Source organism: uncultured Roseibium sp. (genome assembly GCF_947499295.1).
Taxonomy (GTDB): Bacteria; Pseudomonadota; Alphaproteobacteria; order Rhizobiales; family Stappiaceae; genus Roseibium.
The window spans coordinates 101,281-118,015 of the sequence record NZ_CANMNP010000001.1; the positions used below are offsets into that span (position 1 = coordinate 101,281).

15 protein-coding genes are annotated in these 16,735 nt (G+C 55.6%); 12 read left to right on the forward strand and 3 right to left on the reverse strand.

What is annotated here, in order from left to right:
* The first annotated feature begins 205 nt into the window (after window positions 1–205).
* From Q0835_RS00475 to Q0835_RS00490, 4 genes are all read left to right on the forward strand, one after another.
* Window positions 206–1,372, forward strand: a complete 1,167-nt coding sequence (locus tag Q0835_RS00475; RefSeq protein ID WP_298957759.1) for an SH3 domain-containing protein — start codon at window positions 206–208, stop codon at window positions 1,370–1,372.
* Window positions 1,373–1,520: 148 nt separating this feature from the next.
* Window positions 1,521–2,000, forward strand: a complete 480-nt coding sequence (locus Q0835_RS00480; protein ID WP_298957760.1) for a hypothetical protein — start codon at window positions 1,521–1,523, stop codon at window positions 1,998–2,000.
* Window positions 2,001–2,141: 141 nt separating this feature from the next.
* Window positions 2,142–3,338, forward strand: a complete 1,197-nt coding sequence (locus Q0835_RS00485) for a lytic murein transglycosylase (protein WP_298957761.1) — start codon at window positions 2,142–2,144, stop codon at window positions 3,336–3,338.
* A 472-nt stretch (window positions 3,339–3,810) separates the two neighbouring features.
* Window positions 3,811–4,173: a CPBP family intramembrane glutamic endopeptidase gene (locus Q0835_RS00490; RefSeq protein ID WP_298957762.1), complete on the forward strand. Its 363-nt coding sequence runs from the start codon at window positions 3,811–3,813 to the stop codon at window positions 4,171–4,173.
* A 21-nt stretch (window positions 4,174–4,194) separates the two neighbouring features.
* Here the strand turns inward: Q0835_RS00490 and Q0835_RS00495 are convergent, their stop codons facing one another.
* Window positions 4,195–4,758, reverse strand: a complete 564-nt coding sequence (locus Q0835_RS00495) for a cupin domain-containing protein (protein WP_298957764.1) — start codon at window positions 4,756–4,758, stop codon at window positions 4,195–4,197.
* A gap of 23 nt (window positions 4,759–4,781) precedes the next feature.
* Window positions 4,782–5,486 (reverse strand): metal-dependent hydrolase, encoded by a 705-nt coding sequence (locus Q0835_RS00500; protein WP_298957765.1) that lies wholly within the window; start codon window positions 5,484–5,486, stop codon window positions 4,782–4,784.
* Window positions 5,487–5,746: 260 nt separating this feature from the next.
* Between Q0835_RS00500 and ruvX the strand changes: the two genes are divergently transcribed.
* The 4 genes from ruvX (at window position 5,747) to Q0835_RS00520 (ending at window position 9,646) form a co-directional block, all read left to right on the forward strand.
* Window positions 5,747–6,232 (forward strand): Holliday junction resolvase RuvX, encoded by a 486-nt coding sequence (ruvX, locus tag Q0835_RS00505; RefSeq protein ID WP_298957767.1) that lies wholly within the window; start codon window positions 5,747–5,749, stop codon window positions 6,230–6,232.
* 78 nt (window positions 6,233–6,310) lie between these two features.
* Window positions 6,311–7,237, forward strand: a complete 927-nt coding sequence (locus Q0835_RS00510) for an AEC family transporter (RefSeq protein ID WP_298957769.1) — start codon at window positions 6,311–6,313, stop codon at window positions 7,235–7,237.
* Between the two features lie 134 nt (window positions 7,238–7,371).
* A complete protein-coding gene (locus Q0835_RS00515; protein ID WP_298814268.1) occupies window positions 7,372–8,328 on the forward strand; it encodes an aspartate carbamoyltransferase catalytic subunit in 957 nt (318 codons plus the stop codon).
* A gap of 16 nt (window positions 8,329–8,344) precedes the next feature.
* Entirely contained in the window at window positions 8,345–9,646 is a 1,302-nt protein-coding gene (locus Q0835_RS00520) for a dihydroorotase (protein ID WP_298814269.1), read from the forward strand.
* 80 nt (window positions 9,647–9,726) lie between these two features.
* Here Q0835_RS00520 and Q0835_RS00525 read toward each other — a convergent pair whose 3' ends face one another.
* Window positions 9,727–10,806 (reverse strand): alpha/beta fold hydrolase, encoded by a 1,080-nt coding sequence (locus tag Q0835_RS00525; RefSeq protein ID WP_298957771.1) that lies wholly within the window; start codon window positions 10,804–10,806, stop codon window positions 9,727–9,729.
* A 303-nt stretch (window positions 10,807–11,109) separates the two neighbouring features.
* Between Q0835_RS00525 and Q0835_RS00530 the strand changes: the two genes are divergently transcribed.
* The 4 genes from Q0835_RS00530 to topA all read left to right on the forward strand — a co-directional run bounded on the left by Q0835_RS00530 (window position 11,110) and on the right by topA (window position 16,681).
* The gene (locus tag Q0835_RS00530) at window positions 11,110–11,889 is read left to right on the forward strand and encodes a DUF3108 domain-containing protein (RefSeq protein WP_298957773.1); all 780 of its coding nucleotides are present in this window, start codon (window positions 11,110–11,112) and stop codon (window positions 11,887–11,889) included.
* A 141-nt stretch (window positions 11,890–12,030) separates the two neighbouring features.
* Window positions 12,031–12,696, forward strand: coding sequence for a glycerol-3-phosphate 1-O-acyltransferase PlsY (gene plsY, locus Q0835_RS00535; RefSeq protein WP_298957775.1), 666 nt, complete (start codon window positions 12,031–12,033; stop codon window positions 12,694–12,696).
* Window positions 12,693–13,826 (forward strand): DNA-processing protein DprA, encoded by a 1,134-nt coding sequence (gene dprA / locus Q0835_RS00540; RefSeq protein ID WP_298957778.1) that lies wholly within the window; start codon window positions 12,693–12,695, stop codon window positions 13,824–13,826. Before plsY ends, dprA begins: the two co-directional genes overlap by 4 nt.
* A gap of 188 nt (window positions 13,827–14,014) precedes the next feature.
* Complete coding sequence (topA, locus tag Q0835_RS00545) at window positions 14,015–16,681, forward strand: type I DNA topoisomerase (protein WP_298957780.1); 2,667 nt, start codon at window positions 14,015–14,017, stop codon at window positions 16,679–16,681.
* Window positions 16,682–16,735 lie beyond the last annotated feature (54 nt).

Below are 16,735 nucleotides of genomic sequence, written 5' to 3' on the forward strand. Positions count from 1 at the left end.
TTCCGTGAAATTCCCCAGTGCTGCCCCAATCCGGCCTGTGAACCGACGCATTATCAAAGGTTAATGCTTCAGGTCGTGGTCAGTGCCCGATGTCGTTTTGAACATGTTGAGGAACGGCAGGCACAAGAGTGTTCAGCAAAAAATACCGACCGGGACCAATGTCACCGCTCTGAGCGTACCCGTAGCGCAAACCCGGGAGGGCCAAATGTATTCCGTAATCGCGCCTGCCAACTCTTGCGATATCAGCACCAGCTACAGACCGGACAATGTAACAACAAAACCACCCAAAAAAGACCTCAAACTCGTCCATACAACCGATACGGCTGCACTTGCTCTTCAAGATCCCGAACCGCTGGATGCCAGCAAAATTGCAGCAAAGATCTTGCACATGCATGCAACCTCTGAGGAAGCAGCCATCAAGGAAGCACGGAAACCGAAACTGCTCGATGGCCATGAGGAACCGGATCTGGAAATCCCCGGCGTGTTCCGCCGGCCGCGAGACAGTTCTGAAACAACGCCCCCGAAACCGGCCGTGGTTCCTCTGCCTCACGCCATAAAACAAAAAGCAAAATCCGGCCTACAGGATCCGAAATCCAAAATGTTCCTGATCAGCGGGCTGCTGATTGCCGTGATCGGATCCGCGGGTTTTGCCATTGGTATGGCTGCTGCCAACAAACCGGTTGAGGAAGATGCCCGACTGGTGACAACAGAAGCGATCTCCGCCGAACCGACCATCGAAGGGCTCATCGCCGACGACGCTGCGTCCCCTGTCAGCGCAACCCCCGTTCATTCCAGCGGAGCAACAACTGCACAAATTGAAAACGCCAAGGAGCGCATACGCCTGGCATTTGCAGAGCGAGGCACCTTGACCACACCGCAAGTTGCGCCTCTTTACCCGCAGACAAACGACACGAGGCCTTCAGGTTCAGAGCAGCCGACGCTCGACTTGGGTGACAAAGCGATTGGTGTTGATGCTATCGCCGGGAACAATGCACAACAGGTTGCTGCCGGTACAACGGCAACTATCGCGCCATCTCTCGCAGAACCTGCACCTCAACCCGAAACACCGTTGCAGAGTGACCCAACCTTACGAACGACCCCTGTTGAGTTGACGGAAACAGCCAGCGTGACGCCCAAAACGACGTCTGACCCTGGTACCGCTGGCACCGACTATCCCAACAAGGGGACCATCACCGCATCGGTCAATCTCAGGAAATCGGAAGACAAGGACGGAACGATCCTTGCTGTAATTCCTGCCGGTACTGAAATCAGTTTTAATACCTGCGGCACGTGGTGGTGCGGCGTCGACTTCGATGGGCAGACTGGTTTTGTCGGCAAGAAGTTTATCGAACGAACAGCTTCGGGCGAATGAGTCACCTATTCAGGTAGAGGCTTGTTAAGCCCTGCCCCGTATCCTTCTCTTGGGCACATCGCACGTCTTCTTGATGGGCTGTCCCTGACACACTGGAATGGCTCCGGTGGATGATTAAACTGGCCTGAAGCAGCTACGGAGACGGATCATGGCTTACCGCCAATCGTTCGCATTTGCCGCCGCAGTGTTTGCCATGTCCGGCCTGAATGTCGGCCAACCAGCACTCGCTGACGGGACAGACTGCGTCGTCTATGCCACCGACTATGCCAATGCGCATGTGGGAAGCGGCGACGTCGTGGGCGACGCCGTTTCCGGAGGCATGGCGGGAGCGGTTGTCGGAGGCGAATGGCGCGGCCCGAGCGGCGCGCGTCGTGGTGCACGCGCAGGCGGAGCACTTGGCGTGTTGGACAATCTCGGATCGATGCCCGGTGGTTGGGAAGCGCTTTATGACATGGCCTACCAGATGTGCCAGCAGCAGACTTCCGGCGTGAATACCGACAGCTACCCGCAGTCCGGCTTGGCAGGTCCACGCTCCGACTGCCGCTCCTCAGCGACCGTCAATGGTCACCTGAAGCGCTCACCCGATGGCACCATTATGGCAGGGTCAGATTTCGGCAACTGCCGGTAACCCGCTCAAGCACCCGAATTCCTGTGCGCGACACGTTTCAGCACGCTTGACCTGTTGACCTTGCCTGCGAAGCACAGTCAACTAGGGCGGATTTTTTAGGCTCCGCCGTTTCCATTGCGCCAGAATACGACAGGACTGTTCATGAACCGCCGTGCCAAATTCACTTCCAAACTCGCCCTCGCTGCCCTTGCAGGACTTTGCCTGACAACTGCACCGGGTCTCGCACAGCAATGTGGCGGAGACTTCCGTCAGTTCCTGGCGGGCGTGAAGCAGGAAGCCGTCGCCAAGGGCCTTTCCGCCAACGCGGCCGACAAGACACTGGCAGGTGCCCAGATCGACAGAAAGGTCCTTTCCCGAGATCGGGCGCAGGGTGTTTTCAAGATGACATTTTTGGACTTTTCCAAGAGGGTCATCTCCAACTACCGCATGAAGAACGGCGCGGCCAATATGAAGAAATATGCCGCTATCTTTCAGCGTACAGAGCAGGAATATGGCGCTCCGGCACCGGTCATCACGGCATTTTGGGCATTGGAGACCGATTTCGGCGCGGTCCAGGGCGATTTCAATACGGTCAACGCACTCGCGACGCTTGCACATGATTGCCGGCGGCCCGAGCTCTTTCGGCCGCAACTTATCGCTGCTATCGAAATGGTCCAGCATGGCGACCTGGACCCACAGCGCACAACCGGGGCCTGGGCAGGTGAAATCGGCATGGTCCAGATGCTGCCTGAAGACATCATCAAATTCGGCAAGGACGGAAATGGCGACGGTCATGTGCGCCTGAAGCAGAGCGCGGAAGATGCAATCCTGACAGCAGGTGCCTTCATTCAGCATCTTCGCTGGAGACGCGGTGAACCCTGGCTTCAGGAAGTCGCGGTGCCGCAGAACCTCAACTGGGCCGAGACCGGGCTTGGAAAAACCAAGACCGGAGCGCAATGGGCAGCACTCGGTGTCCAGTCCCGTTGGGGGCAAATCTCCAGCAACCTGCCAGCTTCGCTCCTGCTGCCGCAAGGTCGCAAAGGTCCGGCGTTTCTCGCCTATCCGAACTACAATATTTATCTGGAATGGAACCAGTCCTTCATCTACACGACAACAGCGGCCTATTTCGCAACCCGGCTTGCCGGTGCTCCGCGTTATACTGCGGGCAATTCGGACCCGGGCCTGAACGACGCTCAGATGAAACAGCTGCAAACCAAACTTCAGAACATGGGTTTTGATGTCGGCAAGATCGACGGTATTCTCGGCTCCGGGACCCGCGCCGCCGTTCAGGCGGTCCAGGAGCGTCTCGGCTTGCCAGCTGATGCGTGGCCCACACCGGCATTGCTCAATCGTCTATGATAAACGTGCGTGTCGCGCGATTAAAATAAGAGAACTGCCGGTCGTCCTACCATTTGTGAGACACGACACGCGTTGCCAGTGGTGATGATGTGGCACACGCCTTGAAACGGCAGTATTGCGTTGCAGAAAGGGATCCAAAGTTCCGGCAATGTGAGCCGAACCAAGCCCGGCACTGGGAAGGCCCTGCTTGTTCTTGAGCTTTTAGCGATTGTCGTCGGTCCAATTGTCCTGACAGGTCTGAGCGTTCAATTCCTCAGATTCTCAACAATATTCCTTGTCGCCGGTTACTGTTTCTGGCGCTTAAAAGCCAATGGCGTCGAGACGAGTTATCTCGCGGTCAACTGGGCAGGCTGCGTTAAGGCGTTACCTGGCATTTTTGCCAGATGGCTCCTTGGCACTGGAGCAATTGCGCTTGTCGTTCTTGTCCTCAATCCGGACAGACTATTTTGTATTCCACGCGCGGCGCCTCTTAATGATGGCATCGATTGTGGTCTTCTACGGGTTTGTTTCCGTTCTTCCTCAAGAAATTGCCTTCCGGGCGTATGTTTCCTGGCGGATGGACGCCTTCAATCTCCCCTATCTGCCGGCCTTACTGGTATCTGCGGCCCTTTTCGGCTGGGTACACATCATCTTCGGCACCTGGGTGTCGGTCGTTCTTGCCGCTGTCGCAGGTCTTTCCTTTTACCGGACATACCGGAAATACAAATCTCTCGCGGCCGTGTGGCTGGAACACAGTCTGATCGGCGTTTCTGTGTTTGCGCTTGGGCTGGAAAACTACTTCTATCTTGGTCCGACCTCGCCCGCGATCGCTGCCACCTGCGGTGCAGCTACATGACAGCTACCCGGCGTCGAACACTCACTCGACCTTGGCCCCGTTAGCACCGGGTGCGGCTTGATCGACCGTCGCTTTGCCATCATCGCCCAGCAAAAAGACAGCCAGAATCTTCGCAGGCCCGCTTCCGGTGTTTTCACTGCGATGTGTCACATTCATAGCTTCGAGAATGCCCTCACCTTCCCGATAGACCTTCTTACCGATTTCCTCGTAGGTCACCGTTATTTCGCCTTCCAGGATATACGCGAACAAAGGCGCATGGTGTTGATGCCAACCTGTCACGTCTCCCGGTTCCATCGTGACGATCAAAGACTTCACTGATGGATTGTCCTGCGGAAATGCGACTTTCTCACCTGCGACCGTGAGATCACCGGAGAACACTTCCTGGACCTTTTCATACGGTGTCTTGGCGGCGCTTTCAGCCTCGACCGCTGCCTTGGAGCCAGGCTTTGCCAGAGGCTGTGACGGGGCTGGCTTTCCGTCCGGTGTAATGGATTTGTCCGCCGCAAAAACCGGATTTGCAACAAGTGCCAGCGACAAACACAAACATACCGGCAATGCCAGCAGCGACTTCACAGAGATGTTCACTTTCACTTGTCTCCAAATACCGGTTAGATGCTTATCCCGGAACCGGGCTCCATGCACCTTACCTTGCCTGAGTCGGCCCCGAGAGCCGAAACAAATGTCTCTGCCGTCTGATCAATAATCGGAAAGGTGCCATAGTGGCAGGGAACAATGGTGTCGAATTCAAAAAATCTCTTACAAGCCATTGCGGCCACTTTACCGCCCATGGTGAACCGGTCACCAATGGGCACAAGACCGATCTTCGGCTGGTAAATCTCGTTGATCAGTGACATGTCGGAAAAGATATCCGTATCGCCCATATGATAGAGAACCGGTTCATCAGGCGCTTCGATGATCACGCCATGCGGATTTCCAAGATATATGGCTTCGCCGTCGCCTTGTTTGGAAGAGGAATGCAAAGCCGACGTCAGCGCCACCTTGAACTTGCCGGTATCAACCATTCCGCCACTGTTCATCGGGTTGATGTTCTCAACACCTTGTCGGCCGGCCCACATGCAAATCTCGAAGTTTGTCGTCAACAGCGCTCCGGTCTTTTTGAGGATCTCGACCGCGTCTCCGATATGATCGTCGTGACCATGTGTCAGAATAACGTGGTTCACACCCTCACAAACCTGATCAACCGAGTGTGTTTCCGGGAACGAAGGATTGCCTGTCAGGAAAGGGTCTATGAGGATGGATGCACCATCGACCTCGACCTTGAATGCGGAATGGCCGTACCACGTCAATTTCATTTGTGCCGCCTCTTTGTCTGCTCCTATTCCGAGCACTCCAATTGAGCACCGGGAGCGTTACTCTTAACTCGCATGAAACTTCTTTTGACGTGATTGCACAATGTCAGGTCAACGGATTTTGAAAGCCTGTTGCGCAATGGAACCACTCGATTTTGTTCCCAATGGGATGACCGGAGGCAATGTCGTCTCCGGCCAGACTTTGGGCTTTGAAGAGCGTTTTCACGCTGGATCAGAGCCATTGGGCCTGTTAAAGGCACCGCATGGCAAATGATCCCGCGCTTTCACTTGAAGACTTTGTGGCCACGCTTCCTGCCAATACCAGGTTGATCGGCCTCGATCTCGGCACCAAGACCATCGGACTTGCACTTTCTGACCTTGGCCGCGGCATCGCAACGCCAATGGAGACAATAAAGCGCAAAAAGTTCACTATCGATGCGGAGCACCTGCTGAGCCTATGCGCCAGTCAGGATGTCGCTGGTATCGTGCTCGGCCTTCCTTTGAACATGGATGGCAGCGAAGGTCCGCGGGCGCAGGCGACACGCGCGTTTGCACGCAACCTTTCGCAGAAAACCGATCTTCCGATTACCTATTGGGACGAGCGCCTTTCCACCGCCGCTGTGACGCGCACGCTTCTGGAAGCCGACTCCAGCCGTGCAAAAAGAGCTGAAGTAATCGATAAAATGGCCGCAGCCTTCATTCTTCAGGGATTTCTGGACCGGTTGGGATTTATGGGATTAGATAGCTGACAACCTGCCCTGCCGTCTGTTAAGTGGCTTTCCCGCTATCGGGCGAGCCGGGCTTATCCAATTCGCGACCATCACACTATGCTGACGACCCTTGCCGCGCTGACGCCGGTTATTCTTGTTATTGCCTCCGGGTACCTTCTTGCACGCATTGGCCTGATTACGGGTGAACAATGGCGCGGTGTTGAGAAGCTTGCCTTCTATGCGCTCTTTCCAGCCGTTCTCTTCCGGACGATTTCACAGGCAGATTTTGCTAGTTTTCCAACGCTGGATCTCGGCCTCGCACTTCTTGCCGCGATCCTTTTCATGGCAGGTGTGTTGCTACTGCTTCAGCCGGTCATCGAGCGCATCTGGGGCATAGCCGCGACGCGCTTCACGTCGATTTTTCAAGGCACTCTGCGATGGAACGTCATGATAGCGCTCGCAATCGCGGACAATATTCTGGGCGACACCGGCCTTGCACTGATGGCTGTTGCAATGGTGTTCATGATCCTGCCATTGAACATCATGAGCATCATAGTGCTGTCACGCTACGCAAGCGGCCCTGCTCCCAGCGCTGCCAAGGTTCTCAGGGATCTCTATTCGAATCCTTTCATCATCTCCATCGGCGCAGGTATTGTCTTCAACTTCAGCGGCTTGAGCCTGCCATTCGTTGTCAGCGACACGCTTGAAATCTTTTCCAGGGCAGCCCTGCCGATCGGCATTATTTGCGTCGGCGCCGGTCTCGATCTGAGTTCGCTTAGAAGACCCGGCCCGGCCCTGACGATGGGAACATTCCTAAGACCGGTCTTGATGCCGCTCCTGGGCTTTGGTTGCGCCATGTTGTTCGGCGTTTCGGGTCCGGCGATGACCGTCGTCATCATTGCCTGTTCCGTGCCATGCGCTAGCAATTCTTACCTTCTGGCAAAGCAACTTGGCGGCGATGCAAAACTCATGGCGGAGATCATCACGTTGCAGACACTGGCCGCCACCGTGACTATTCCTGTCGCTCTCTTGATCTTCACATGACATGTCAGACAAGAACCCGGAACGTTTTCAATATTTGTCCAATTGTTCAAATTCTTAGCTGACATGTGGACAGCGGGCACGATGCGAATTGTTTCTTGTACAGGCGTGCGATTCCCCATATAGGGGTTGTCTCGATGACCGCGAAAGACTCCCATCGAGACAACCCCTATCCCCATCGACATTTGCTGGGCATAGAGGGTCTTCACCCCCACGAAATTCTGGGCCTACTGGACAGAGCTGAAGAAGCTGTTGAAGTTTCCCGGCAGATCCACAAACGCAAGCATGTGCTGGCGGGGCGAACCCAGATCAATCTCTTCTTCGAGAACTCAACCCGCACCCAAAGCTCTTTTGAGCTGGCTGGCAAGCGGCTTGGGGCAGACGTCATGAACATGGCGGTCTCTCAATCCTCGGTGAAGAAAGGCGAAACGCTGATCGATACGGCGGCCACGCTGAATGCGATGCATCCGGATCTCCTGGTTGTGCGCCATCACGCTGCAGGCGCTGTTCATTTGCTGGCGCGAAAAGTTGGATGCTCTGTTGTCAATGCGGGAGACGGCCCGCATGAACACCCGACACAGGCTCTTCTCGACGCTCTGACAATCCGGCGGCATAAGGGGAAAATCGCCCGGCTCACCGTTGCTATTTGCGGCGATATTGCCCACTCGCGTGTCGCCCGTTCAAACATCATCTTGCTGAATGCTCTCGGCGCGCGGGTCCGGGCAATCGCACCGTCGACATTGCTGCCTTCAGGCATCGCCAAGATGGGTGTCGAGGTTTTCAACGACATGCGCGAAGGCCTCAAGGGCGCTGACATCGTCATGATGCTGCGCCTTCAACGCGAGCGCATGAACGGGGCCTTCATTCCTTCTGTTCGCGAGTACTATCGCTACTACGGCCTTGATGCAGAGAAGCTTGGCTTTGCGCGTGACGACGCGCTGGTTATGCATCCCGGACCGATGAACCGCGGTGTCGAAATCGATGCCTCCATTGCAGATGGCGCTCAAAGCCTGATCCGGGAACAGGTCGAAATGGGTGTGGCCGTCCGCATGGCTGTTCTTGAAGCACTCGCCGCCAATTTACCGAACAACTGAACCGGGGACAGACACCGTGGCACTCGACACACCAAAACCTCTGGTTCTTTCCAACGCCAGAGTGATCGATCCAGTACGCGAGCTGGACGCACCGGGCTCGGTCATCATTGCCGACGGCACAATCCTGGCTGCCGGGCCGGAAGCTGCCAACCAAGGAACACCTTACGGGGCCGAAATCATCGATTGCAAAGGCGCTATCGCCTGCCCCGGCCTGATTGACATGTGCGTTTCTGTCGGAGAACCGGGCGCTGAGCATCGCGAAACCCTTGCCAGCGCGTCACAGGCGGCAGCGGCGGGTGGGGTTACCACGATTTGTACCATGCCCGATACGGATCCGGTAATCGATGATCCGGCACTGGTCGACTTCATCTTGAGACGCGCCCGCGACACCGCGATCGTCAACGTCCATCCGCTTGCTGCACTAACCAAGGGGCTCAACGGCAAGGAAATGGCCGAAATCGGTCTGCTCAAGGAAGCCGGTGCCGTTGCTTTTACAAACGGGCACATTTCCCTCAAAAACGCCCAGGTCATGCGGCGTATCATGACCTATGCCCGCGATTTCGACGCTCTTGTTATCCATCACACCGAAGATCCCGACCTGGCAGGCGGTGTTATGAATGCCGGTCTCAATGCGAGCTGGAAAGGCCTTTCGGGCATTCCCCGCGAGGCGGAAATTATCATGCTGGAACGGGATTTGCGCCTGGTCGGCATGTCGAAAGGCAAATATCACGCGAACCTGATTTCGACTTCTGACAGCGCTGATGTCATTCGCACAGGCAAAAAGCGGGGCTTGGACATAACTGCGGGCATTTCGATCAACAATCTCACCCACAACGAGAACGACATTGGCGACTACAGGACCTTCTTCAAGATGTCCCCGCCACTCAGGGATGAAGACGACCGGCAGGCGATGATCGAAGCTGTCGCGGATGGAACCATCGATATCATCTGTTCAAATCACGACCCCCAGGACGTGGAAACGAAGCGTCATCCGTGGGCAGAAGCAGAAGATGGAGCGATTGGCCTGGAAACCCTTCTTGCGGCGGCACTGCGGCTCTATCATACAGAGCAGGTCGATCTGAAAACGCTTTTAAAGACGATGACGTGCCGCCCCGCCGACAGACTGGGTCTTGAAACAGGCCGACTGACCAAGGGCGCACCGGCGGATGTCACGGTTTTTGATCCGGAACGGCCCTGGGTGCTGGAAAAAGGCGCCATCAGATCCCGCTCAAAGAATTCACCTTTTGAAGATGCAAGGTTTTCAGGCCGGGTTCTGACCACTGTTGTAGCGGGCAAAACAGTGTATCGCTACTCCTGAGGCCGATAGTGGGGAAAATGCCGGCCCTTTCAGCACGATTGTGGGCCGGTAAATCCTTAGAGCCACGCTCCGCCTAAACCCTATTTGGTTGACGTCAGTCGCTCAGCCACCCAAGGGAATGCCGTGCTTTCCAGACGTTCTCCGACGAGTTCGCGATGGTCTCCGTCATAAACATCCAGCCTGTGCGGAACCCGTTCTTTGCCCAGCTCCTGTGAAAATTTTAGCGTCCCTGAAGGGATGTGAAGGAACTGGTCATCCAGCCCGACACTCATACATAACCCGTGAAGGCTGCGGAGACTTTCGCGGGCATTCCTTATCTGGCGAACCGGGAACTGATCCAGGTACCGGTCGAGAGCCTCATCGTCGAGCACTATTTCGCCGCGAACGATATCAAATGGAAAGTCACCGTATAACGGGGCGGCATGAAGATCGGGACTGAAAGCAGTCACAATACCCAGGAGAGCGATCGGATAAAAGTCTCCGGCCTCAAGCAGCTCTTGAAGGTCTTCGATTTTTTCAACTGCCGCTGCACGCCGCCAAGCATCGTTGCCGAAACTCAGATCTTCTTCGGGCACAAGACAACAAGGGCTGAGCGCCCATATGACCGAAAAAACATCTGGCCGTGTTATCGCCAGGTTCAGTGCGCCGTAACCGCCCATGGAATGGCCCACTACCGCGCGGCCTGCGGTATTCGCCACGGTACGAAATTCATTGTCAACAAAGTCCACCAAGTTTTCTGCGATGTAGTCAGCCCAGTTTCCTGTCACGGGTGAATTTCGGTAAAAGCCTCCACCAAATCTGTTACCGCCATTTGGCATCACAACGATCAGATCCGGGATCTCGTCACGTGCAATCAATCGGTCCAGGATCTTCGGGACTTCAAAGTTTTCAACCCAGACGCCGTAATCATCAAAGATGCCATGCAGAAGATAGATGACCGGGTAACGACGGTCCTCTGAAAGATCATAGCCGGGAGGCAGATAAATGGCGGCTTTCTGGATGCTGTTTGTCCCGACCAGATTACCTTTCAGTGCGGGCGCTGGCACTTCGGCCTCCAGCACGCGGCCAAGGTTTGGAAGTTGGGACTGAGCCAACAGGACATTGGGGCTCAAAAACAGGATCAAAGCCGAGATCATCCCAATGAAAATCGACTTTCGCATCCTCACAGGCTCCTTTTGAACGTCATTGACATCTAGGTGTGTTTTTTTCCAGCGCAAGCGGTTGCCCGCCTTGCCAGTGCACCGAACCGAACCAGCCCAGGTGCACTCAAGCTCTGTTGTTGCCTTTGCGTCCTGCAGTGTTCACTGGCGAAAACAAGCGTACCGTCGGCGACGGCGATTGTGAGTTTGTTGCTTTGGCATCCAGACCAGACTGCAAGCAGGGCCAAGATGTTCCGGCGTCCTGTTTGGTGCCACAATTCTCCGGGATCTTGTTCGCGACGATGAACCGGATTGGACCGCTCTATGCGCTTGCTGGCATTTTTCTTTTCGCTCCAACTGATAAGCCTCGCACCGGCGGCAGGAGCGGATCTCTATTTGAAATACAAGCTCTATGCGCTTGGGCTGCCCATCGGGTCAGGCGTCCTGCTGCTGAATGTGAACGACGAAAGCTATTCGCTGAGTGCAAACGGACAGACAGCAGCATTCGGGCGACTCGTTTCCGACGGCAGAGGTTCAGCCGAAGTGCGCGGCGGTGTGCGAGATCGCAATTTACAGCCTGAAGCCTATTCACTTGACATCAAGAGTGAGGATGACAGTGGTTCGGTCGCAATGACAATACGCTCCAGGGATGTCAAAAAGGTTGCAGTCGATCCTCCTCAGGATCGAATGAAAGAGCGGATAAAGGTAACAGCAGGTCACCTGAAGAACGTCCTTGATCCCCTGTCAGCCGCCATCCTACCTGCACCGAACGGACTGAAGAAGGAAAGCTGCAACCGAACTCTGCGTATCTACGATGGCAAGGAGCGATATGATGCGCACCTGAGCTACAAAAGCACGCGGACCACAAAAACGGCTGACCGGCGTTTCAAGGGCAAGGTAATCGTCTGCCGGGTACGTTATGAGCCTGTTTCAGGTCACCGGCCGAAGCGCAAAGCCATTCAGGAGCTCGCTGCCAACAAATCCATGGAGGTCTGGCTCGCACCCGTTGGCAGCAAACCCTATCTGGTGCCTCTCCGGGCGGCCATTTCGCTTCCCTTCGGCTCCCTGGTGGTCGAAGCTGAAAAGTACAAACTGTCAGATTAAATGTGGTGCCTGATTTCTGTTGGTGATCAACACCCTATTCCACCAGGCAAGCCGTTTTGACGACGATCTCCTTGATCCGATAAGCGATACCGTTACAGTGCCGGTGCAAATTGCCTCGTGCACTACCTGAAGGAAAAGAGCGTGCCTGATCCGATAAGCTGGGAATTCGCCTGGCCATATTTTGTTGCTGCGCTTGTCTTCGGCTATCTGCTCGGTTCGATACCGTTTGGCCTGATCTTCACGCGCATGGCGGGCCTTGGAGACATTCGCAAGATCGGCTCCGGCAACATCGGGACAACCAACGTTCTGCGTACGGGCAACAAGGCCGTTGCAGCGGCCACACTGCTGGGTGATGGGCTGAAGGGAACTGTCGCGGTGCTGGTCGCGGGTTCGTTCTATGGTCAGGATATGGCGGTTGTTGCCGGCTTGGGCGCGTTTCTCGGACACCTTTTCCCTGTCTGGCTGAAATTCAAAGGTGGAAAAGGCGTCGCCACTTATCTGGGCATTCTGCTTGGTCTTTATTGGCCGATGTTTCTTTTGGCTGCCGCAATCTGGGTCGCGATGGCTGTCGTTTTCCGCTATTCGTCCCTGTCAGCTTTGACCATGACCCTTTTGACGCCAATCCTGCTCTTTGTGGCTTTCCAGCAAGCGCAGTTTGCGGAACTCTTCCTGCTGCTTTCGGTCCTGCTCTGGCTAAAACACAATGAAAACATTGGCCGTCTTCTCAAAGGACAAGAGAGCAAGATCGGCTCGACTTCCAAACCAGCAGTAGAAACGGCACCCGAGCCGGACAACGGAGGCTCGTGAGCAGCTCAGCTCAATATAAAAGCAAGAGCCTCGCAGAGGCCGAGAAACTTGCATGGCTTCGGCTAATACGATCTGAGAACATCGGTCCGGCAACGTTCCACGATCTGATGGATCATGCAGGATCTGCCGTAAATGCCTTGGAGATGCTACCGGCACTGTCCCGTCGCGGCGGCAAGAAGGCGATCAAGATCTGTTCACTCGCAGAAGCTGAAGCCGAAATTTCTTCCCACCGCTCCAAAGGTGCCCGGCTTGTCGCTTATGGCGAACAGGACTATCCGCAGCATTTGATGCATATTGACGCTCCTCCCCCAGTTTTGTCTGTGAAAGGTGGAAACGCACTCGGTCAATCTCGCATGCTTGCAATAGTCGGCGCTCGAAACGCTTCGCTTTCGGGCCGCAAGCTGGCAGCAAGGTTTGCAAAGGAACTTGGTGAAGAAGGATTTGTCATCGCTTCGGGGCTCGCCAGAGGCATTGACGCAGCAGCCCACGAAGCTGCGACCCGGTCCGGCACGATTGCCGCCTTTGCAGGTGGTATCGACATTCTCTATCCACCCGAACATGACCGTTTGCTTGCCGGCATATTGGATGCTGGCGGAACCGCGATCAGTGAAATGCCTTTGGGCTGGAAACCGCGCGGGCGCGATTTTCCGAGGCGAAACAGACTAATTTCAGGGGTTTCCCTGGGTGTCATCGTGATCGAAGCGGCCAAAGCCTCCGGCTCGCTTCATACGGCGCGCTACGCTCTGGAACAGAACCGTGACATTTTCGCCGTTCCCGGCTCCCCTCTCGACCCGCGATCAGCCGGAACGAACGGATTGATCCGGCAAGGTGCAGCTCTTATTACTTGTGTTGAGGACATCCTGGAGGGCTTGTCGGGACGACTTGAGCCCGTCCTGCCGCTTCAGCCAAAACTGCTGGAACCCGGCAGACCGTCCCCAGCCCGGGAAGAGCCAAGTGGAAAGCTTAGGGACAAGCTTCTTTCGGCACTCGGTCCAACACCAGTCGATGTAGACGAACTCATCCGCTTTGCCGAAGTCGATGCCCGCACACTTCACGTCCTGCTTCTCGAGTTGGAGCTTGGCGGACGTCTTGAACGGCATCCGGGCAACAAAATCTCACTCTTGATGTGATAGGAAGAAATCTCTTGAATCTCAGTGGATAACCCGTATCAGCAGCGAATAACTTGACCGATGTGTCTCAAAGGTCCATTTGACAGGCGGCGCGCGATCCTTGATCGTCTGCGCCAACGCAGTATCTGAAAGATCTCCTTCTCCACCGGTCGGCAGCCCCGTTTCCGGCAAAAATTATTTGGGTAAGAATGAACGTCGTCATTGTGGAATCGCCGGCGAAAGCCAAGACGATCAACAAATATCTAGGCTCCGATTACACTGTTCTGGCTTCCTATGGCCACGTGCGCGACTTGCCGGCGAAAGACGGCTCGGTGCTGCCGGACGACAATTTTTCCATGAGCTGGCAAGTGGACTCCAAGTCCCAAAAGCGTCTGACCGAGATTGCAAATGCAGTCAAGGAAGCCGACCGTCTCATTCTGGCAACCGACCCCGACCGTGAAGGCGAAGCCATCTCATGGCATGTGCTTGAAGTGTTGCAGAAAAAGCGTGTCCTGAAGGACAAGCAGGTGGAACGTGTGGTCTTTAATGCGATCACCAAGAAGGCAATCCTGGAAGCGATGGACAATCCACGCGAGTTGGATGCCCCGCTTGTCGATGCCTATCTTGCCCGCCGCGCGCTCGATTATCTGGTTGGCTTCACCCTCTCTCCGGTCTTGTGGCGCAAACTGCCGGGCGCGCGCTCGGCCGGGCGTGTTCAGTCCGTTGCCCTGAGACTGATTTGCGACCGGGAAATGGAGATTGAAACCTTTGAATCTCAGGAATACTGGTCGATCTTCGCCAATATGAAGACGCCTGCCGGCGATATGTTTCAGGCAGGAGTGACCGGATTCGACGGCAAGAAAATCGGCCGTCTCGACATCAAGAACGAGACGGAAGCCACCACTATCAAGACCATGCTGGAAAGCGCCAGTTTCAGCGTAGACAGCGTTGCTTCCAAGCCCGCCAAACGCAATCCGGCTGCGCCATTCACAACTTCCACCCTGCAACAGGAAGCCTCTCGCAAACTCGGGTTTGCCGCGTCCCGTACCATGCAAGTTGCGCAGAAGCTTTATGAAGGCATTTCCATAGGTGGTGAGACATCCGGTCTGATCACCTACATGCGTACAGACGGCGTGCAAATTGCCGGTGAAGCAATTGCTGCGGCCCGCTCGGTGATCGGCAAGGACTTCGGCGACAAATACGTACCTGAAAAACCGCGTGTATATTCCTCGAAGGCAAAGAATGCCCAGGAGGCACACGAGGCGATCCGACCGACCGACCTTTCCCGCCGTCCCAAGGATGTTGCCCAGTTCCTCGATCCGGACCAGGCCAGACTTTACGAGCTGGTATGGAAGCGCACCATGGCGTCGCAGATGGAATCGGCTGTGCTGGAGCGTACGACTATCGAAATTGTCGCCGATGGCTCGGGCAAGCGTGCCAACTTGCGCGCAACAGGGTCCGTCGTGCGCTTCGATGGTTTCCTGGCTCTTTACCAGGAAGGCCGCGACGACGACGACGACGAAAACTCAAAGCGTCTGCCTCTGGTCGATCAGGGCGCTTCATTGAGCGCGACTTCCGTCGACGGATCGACGGAAGCGATTGAATCAAGCCAGCACTTTACGACACCTCCGCCCCGTTACACCGAGGCTAGTCTCGTCAAGAAGATGGAAGAACTCGGCATCGGCCGTCCGTCAACCTACGCATCGACGCTACAAACGCTTCGCGACCGCGACTATGTCGAGCTCGACAAGAAGCAACTGGTACCGCAGGACAAGGGCCGAATTGTTATTGCGTTCCTTGAAAGCTTCTTTCAGCGCTATGTTGAGTTCGATTTCACAGCGAGTCTTGAAGAGAAACTCGACAAGATTTCAGCTGGCGAGCTTTCCTGGCTCGACGTTCTGCGGGACTTCTGGACCGGTTTCTCCGGTGCGGTCGATGAAATCAAGGATCTGCGCGTTGCACAAGTAATTGACGCGCTGAACGAGCTGCTTGGTCCGCATATCTTCCCGCCCAAGGAAGACGGTACCGAACCGCGCAAATGTCCGTCATGCGACACTGGACAACTTTCACTGAAAGTCAGCCGCTGGGGCGCCTTTATCGGCTGTTCCAACTATCCCGAATGCGGGTTCACCCGCCAACTGGGCAAACCGAGCGGCGAAGATGGCGACGCGGATGAAGGCCCCAAGGTGCTCGGTGTCGACCCGGAAACCGGACAGGAAGTATCGCTAAGAACCGGTCGTTTCGGTCCATATGTTCAGCTTGGCGCAGAAGCCAAGCCAAAACGCGCCTCTCTGCCCAAGGGGTGGTCCGCGCCTGATATGGACCTGGACAAGGCTCTTCAGCTTCTATCTTTGCCTCGCGAGGTCGGACCTCACCCTGAAGACGGCAAGATGATAAGCGCCGGTATTGGCCGCTATGGACCTTTCGTTCTTCATGAAGGCACCTACGCCAATCTGTCCACGCCGGATGAGGTCTTCTCCGTCGGCATCAATCGTGCCGTCGACGCGCTTGCCGAAAAGCGTGCCAAAGGCGGTGGTCGGCGCGGTGCTGCGGCCACACCGTTGAAGGAACTCGGCGACCACCCCGACGAGGGCGGTCCCATCAATGTCTATGAAGGTCGCTATGGGCCTTATGTCAAACACGGCAAAATCAACGCCACTCTGCCAAAGGATTCGGATCCAAAGGCAGTCACGTTGGAACAAGCGCTTGAATTGATCGCCGCAAAGGCCGCCAAGGGCGGCGGAAAGAAAAAGGCAACTGCCAAGAAAAGCACGGCGAAAAAGACAACGACCAAGAAGGCCACCACAAAAAAGACTTCCACCAAGGCCAAAGTGGATGCTTCGTCGGACGAGGTACCCTGGGATGACGCCTCTTGAGCGCAAAACGCATTAACACGCGCAAACATACAAACCGAAAACACGCCAAGGTAC